8 protein-coding genes are annotated in these 5,151 nt (G+C 36.0%); all 8 read right to left on the bottom strand.

Annotated features, from left to right (window positions below):
* Positions 1 to 40: 40 nt before the first annotated feature.
* Positions 41 to 283: a hypothetical protein gene (locus ROSEINA2194_RS07655; protein WP_007885236.1), complete on the bottom strand. Its 243-nt coding sequence runs from the start codon at positions 281 to 283 to the stop codon at positions 41 to 43.
* A gap of 459 nt (positions 284 to 742) precedes the next feature.
* Positions 743 to 1,693 (bottom strand): helix-turn-helix domain-containing protein, encoded by a 951-nt coding sequence (locus ROSEINA2194_RS07660; protein ID WP_021924135.1) that lies wholly within the window; start codon positions 1,691 to 1,693, stop codon positions 743 to 745.
* Positions 1,657 to 2,607 carry a helix-turn-helix domain-containing protein gene (locus ROSEINA2194_RS21015; RefSeq protein WP_172727071.1) on the bottom strand — a complete coding sequence of 317 codons (951 nt, stop codon included), beginning with the start codon at positions 2,605 to 2,607 and terminating at the stop codon, positions 1,657 to 1,659. Before ROSEINA2194_RS21015 ends, ROSEINA2194_RS07660 begins: the two co-directional genes overlap by 37 nt.
* Positions 2,608 to 2,612: 5 nt before the next feature.
* The gene (locus ROSEINA2194_RS07670) at positions 2,613 to 3,053 is read right to left on the bottom strand and encodes a GerW family sporulation protein (protein ID WP_007885242.1); all 441 of its coding nucleotides are present in this window, start codon (positions 3,051 to 3,053) and stop codon (positions 2,613 to 2,615) included.
* A 119-nt stretch (positions 3,054 to 3,172) separates the two neighbouring features.
* Positions 3,173 to 4,105, bottom strand: coding sequence for a DUF2953 domain-containing protein (locus ROSEINA2194_RS07675; RefSeq protein ID WP_007885244.1), 933 nt, complete (start codon positions 4,103 to 4,105; stop codon positions 3,173 to 3,175).
* Positions 4,102 to 4,431, bottom strand: a complete 330-nt coding sequence (locus tag ROSEINA2194_RS07680; protein ID WP_007885246.1) for a hypothetical protein — start codon at positions 4,429 to 4,431, stop codon at positions 4,102 to 4,104. Before ROSEINA2194_RS07680 ends, ROSEINA2194_RS07675 begins: the two co-directional genes overlap by 4 nt.
* A gap of 13 nt (positions 4,432 to 4,444) precedes the next feature.
* Positions 4,445 to 4,897, bottom strand: a complete 453-nt coding sequence (locus ROSEINA2194_RS07685) for an NUDIX hydrolase (RefSeq protein ID WP_007885248.1) — start codon at positions 4,895 to 4,897, stop codon at positions 4,445 to 4,447.
* Positions 4,898 to 4,986: 89 nt separating this feature from the next.
* Positions 4,987 to 5,151 (bottom strand): penicillin-binding transpeptidase domain-containing protein (locus ROSEINA2194_RS23515; RefSeq protein ID WP_007885250.1); only part of this gene is annotated, 165 nt, incomplete at its 5' end.

Below are 5,151 nucleotides of genomic sequence, written 5' to 3' on the forward strand. Positions count from 1 at the left end.
TTTATTCTGATAACAATATACACATGAGAAATTACAATAATTAGTTAGTGCAATTGTAAGTTCTAACTCTTCTGTCTCTTTTGAATATTATGATTATTTCTCTTTCAAGCAATGCAATCTCATCTTCATTATCATCAACCCAAAATCGGTTTACTCTTAAATATTCTCTTTCTTCTTCCGTAAATATGTCATTGTTTATTTGTATTAAACCGTTGTTATTAGTATTAAAAATGTATTTTTGATTTTCATATTCAAATCTATAATTAAAAAGAGATTCTTTCATTTTTTTATTGCTCCCAAAATTTTTAAGGGATTCCAATATATTAGAATCCCTTCTTTTTTATTAAAACTGTACACCATTGCAACACAAATCTATATGTTTTGAATCAGGTTTTTCTTTGATGACCTCATTTAAAATCTTCATTCTGCTACGTCCTTTTTTATTTGTTAAGCTTAACATGTGATTATTATATCTATGTATATATCAAAAAAACACGTCAGAATTGGAAAAAATATATTTTCCAATTCTGACGTAGTTTTTTTTAATTATCAGCGTTAATATTAGTAAAAAATTTAATACACAAAAGAGAACATGTTAAATGAAAAAATTTCAAAAATTAATATTTACACTTTGTCTTACACTATTTTCACTTAATATCTTGTTATCATTTTCTTCAAAAAAATATGAAGATATTCCCTGTCCAACTCGTATCGAAAATGATGTTGATATAAATGAAATAGCCTAAACAATCTCAATATCAGACTGATAAAACCTCTGATATCCATTTTTCAGTTTTTCTGCCAAGATGTTATCCTTGCGTGCCAACGCAAGATAATACGCCTGGCGATACTGCTGTTTTCCAATATTATAATATTCTTCTTGTAATTCATTTTCATATAAATTTCTATAAATCCAGCTCATATCATTAATTGCGATACATAATTTATACCCATAATCATATTTTAAGGACAATTTTTTTACACATTCAGTCATTTTAATTGCAGCATGATACTTTTCTTTTCTTCCTAATGCATATGCCAGATTACGTAAAATTGTAATTTTTAATTGAATACATTTTTCACCACTGATATAACCATTCTGAAAACACTTCAACAGCATATTATAAATTTGGATCTCGCCCTCCGGATTGCCTGTTCTGGCATTACATGCCGCAATATTCATAAGAATAATTATTTCATGCTCTGTATAGGGATATACTTCAGCACAACTTTTATGTAAAAAAATTTTATAATCCGGTACTGTCAGCATCAATGCATGCTCCAGATATAATTTTTCTGTCTCAGCGCTTATTTTTCCATTCCCATGATCAATAATCGCTTTTATGCCCTCTACATACTGTTTATTTTCCGGTGTATCTCCAATGTTCTCCCTCACATTCCCCAAAATCGAATCAGCAAGCTGATAATCAAACTTTGCAATCGCATTTTCAATTGCAGCCACATCATCCAGCAGATCAACATCTTCCCCACTACACACTGCATAGAACTTGTCTGTGTTTCGTTCCAGACGCTCCATAATTTTTTTATAAGTGTCACCCTTTATCTTCGTTTTTCCTCTTTCAATTCTAGAAAAAGTTTCCACTGAGCAGATGCCCTCACTTATAGCTTCCTGCGAAAGTCCCACTGCTTTTCTTGTCAATCTGATAACATCATTTGCTCTGTAATTTGCCAATTTAATTTCTCCAAACAGTATTTGTAGATTTCTTCTTTTTCTTCTTTCTTCCCCATAACGCCAAAAACAACATATGCCATAAAACATTCTCTTTTACATTCATCTTGCCATTCACGATTCTTATCTATACTATTCTGGACACAACTCAACACCTGTGCTTTTAAGAAATGCAATTCGCCAACATATTGCATACTCCGACCCACTGAAATAATGTCCAATGCTCTTTCTATTGATGCTAATGCCCTATTATATTTTTCTAATGCAATCTCATATTTTACACAATCTACCAGAAGTGGAATTTCTATTTTTTCCTGTTGTTTTAAACTATAAAACTCTGTCACAAAATCCATAATTAAAAATAATTCCACTTCATTACATTCGCATTTTCGGTCATTATATGTTATATGCATACGAATCAATTCTATTTCAACAGGACTATACAACCTTCTGCTGACACAATTTTCCAATAAATAGTCTGGTATCGTATAACGTATCGCCCGCAATAGCAATGCTGAAAGTTTCTCTGTTATTTCATTTTGAGCAATTAATATCCGGCACTCCATATAACAGCAAAATTGTTCATGTACTTTTCCCTCTGCTGGCATATGTTGTCTGTATAAATTAATTTTTTCTTTTGCCTTTATATAATTTTTTTCTTCAATATTCTCATTAATTTCAATTCGCAATTGATTCAGATAATAATCTTCCGCATTTAAAATCAATTCAAAGCGTGTAACTTCACGTCCGATTCTGCCAAGCAGCATTTCACTTGTAAGCGAATCTAATTCCCTGCTTCCCTGTTCAACGCGCGACAAAGTCGACTGCGAACAAATCCCCGAGCACACATCCAATAAACTTAAGTGTTTTTTCTCTCGTGTACGATATAACAAAACACCTAATGTTTGAAAATCCATTAAAATTATTCCTCTTTATTGACAGAATCACTTAAAATCTGCTCCATCTCTTTTGCTGCTGTTTTCTTTGCAACTGAATCATCTTCTGATTCTTCCACAACATTCTCTTTCTCACCTTTTGATGTGAATTTGTTCACAAAGTCCGGCACCATATCCAGCACTTTCGTAAGTCCATCCTGATTTTTGATGTTGACAAGCTTGGTTGTTCCATTCTGGATCACTAACACAGCGCTCGGTGTGATCTTTCCGCCCATACCACCGGCACCATTGTTTTTCTTCTCCTGGCTGAACGCTCCGGCTGCCACGCCAAAGGAAACATCCACCAATGGTAAAATAATGGTATCACCGATATGGATTGCATCACCAACCACCGTTTTTGTTGTAATAAAACTGTCCATTCCCTTGAATAAAGATTCTACTGTTGTATGAAAACTATTGTCTCCCATTGTTACTGCCACCTTTCTATTTTTGTTCTATTTGTAATGATAAAATATTATGTTTTTGTCTGTCCGGTATCTTCACCGTTACTGATCTCTGCATAAACGTTTCGTTCTTCCGAAACTGTTTATCTCTTATCCAGTATTTTTTTCAAAAAACACCTCAGATCCTTATCTGCCACAATTCGAATAAACGTGATCAGCAGGAAGATCAATTGGATTCTGCCCTTCATATCATAACTGCCCCTGATATAATATGATTCAGACTCAAAATCAGGGAATATATGAAAGTCATACTGATACAAAAAAGGCATCATGCACAAAATACCTAACACCTGTCCGGTAAGCGCCGGATCAGCCAGCGCAAACGTCAGTTCTGTATGGATTTTCCGAAAGCCAAAATGTTTGAGCAGATATAATAATTCTTCCCACAATCGCCTCACAGCATACTGATTTTTCGTGTCCGCCACAATCTCTTTGACTTTTACCACGAACTCTTTGAAACTGATCAGCCTCTTTTGTATGCCAATGAAAAAATTCTTGATTTTTTTCATGAAGCTTTTTATTTTATCCCACATCCGCATGAAAATATTTTTTCCGGATGGTCGGGAATTTTTATCGGATGATTTTCTGTTCTGCTTACCCTTGTGAGAATCTACCTCTTGATCCTGCTCTGGCTTAATCGGAGTTTTCTCCGATTTATCTTCTTCCCCGGCAGCGGAAACAAGATCAGAAACAACCTCTTCCACCCCGTCTTTTACTTCAGGAACAGCTTCCTCCTCCAGCTCTTCTTCCGATACTCTCTCTTTTTTCTTCGGACGAAAGCCAAATATCCGGACTTCGCCGTTCAATTCCTGCTCCTGAAACGTAAAATCATATCGGAATATCGAACATAACCAGCTTATTTTGCCCTCTGCGGTAATATTGTTATCGACTGTTCCTTTCACGGAATAACGTACCGGTACAAACAATAAGACTGCCAGCAGAAAAAGCATGATTCCAAGAATCACCAGCAGCACAATCCCAATGATTTTTAAGATTGTGAGTAACACGGCGGTCATTCTGCTTTTCTCCTCCTTTTTTCCCTGAGATATGAAGCCACCTCAAATGCCCCGGTCTGGCGGTAAACTTCATCGATCACAGACGCAGCGACTTCCACTGCCTCATCATATCCTTTTGCCAATCCAATAACATATAACTGCTTCTTCGGGTAGCCCTTTTGCAGCAGTTCATGCGAAGGAATGATATCTAATAAATTCTTCTCACCTGATGCCAAAGTGATCACGTAAATATTAATCTGCCCTGCATTATGACGAATTTTCCATTTGATCTTATTTGTCTTATGTACGATGCTCTCACCTACGTATAAATCGTCATACCATTTCATGCGAATCCTCACATTAAAAGTACTTGTGGCTGCCCCACAAATTGTTTTTCTTCAACTCCAGATATTCATTATAAGCTTTCTCTAAAATCTGCTTCTCATTCGCAAATTTGAGCAGATGGTAAGCCTCATGATATTTGTAATATCCGGAATCAACAAAATATTCCTCACGCTGTGGTTTGCTGTAATAACTGTCTGCCATCATCAGATACCAGTGTACTTCCTTCTCCACGGTATCCTCCGGCACGGTAAACGTATACTGGCTCTTTCCAATATACTTAATGATACTTGCCGCCGCTCCTGTCTCTTCTAACACTTCACGAGTTGCAGTATCCCTGAATTCTTCCCCATCTTCCACAGTTCCTTTCGGAAGAACCCAGCCCTCATATTTATTCTTATAATTCTTATATAAGAGAAGTATCTTACCACGGAATATTACCACACCACCACAACTTGTTGCCTCGATCATTGCAATACCTCCTGATGTGGTTTTTTGTTATAAGTATAATACTTTTCGTTTTTCATGCAACCAATACTGAAATATCTTTCCTGCCCCGTTTACTGATAATATGCATCAAAAATCTTTTTTGCGATCGGAACCGCATACTCACTGCCTGATCCGGAATCCTCCACGATAACCGCAACTGCGATATCTTCCTTGTCCTCACGGTGGGCATAACCCACAAACCATGCATGGGAAGCCTTTGAGGACGTTGAAAACTC

The sequence above is a fragment of the Roseburia inulinivorans DSM 16841 genome (genome assembly GCF_000174195.1).
Taxonomy (GTDB): Bacteria; Bacillota; Clostridia; order Lachnospirales; family Lachnospiraceae; genus Roseburia; species Roseburia inulinivorans.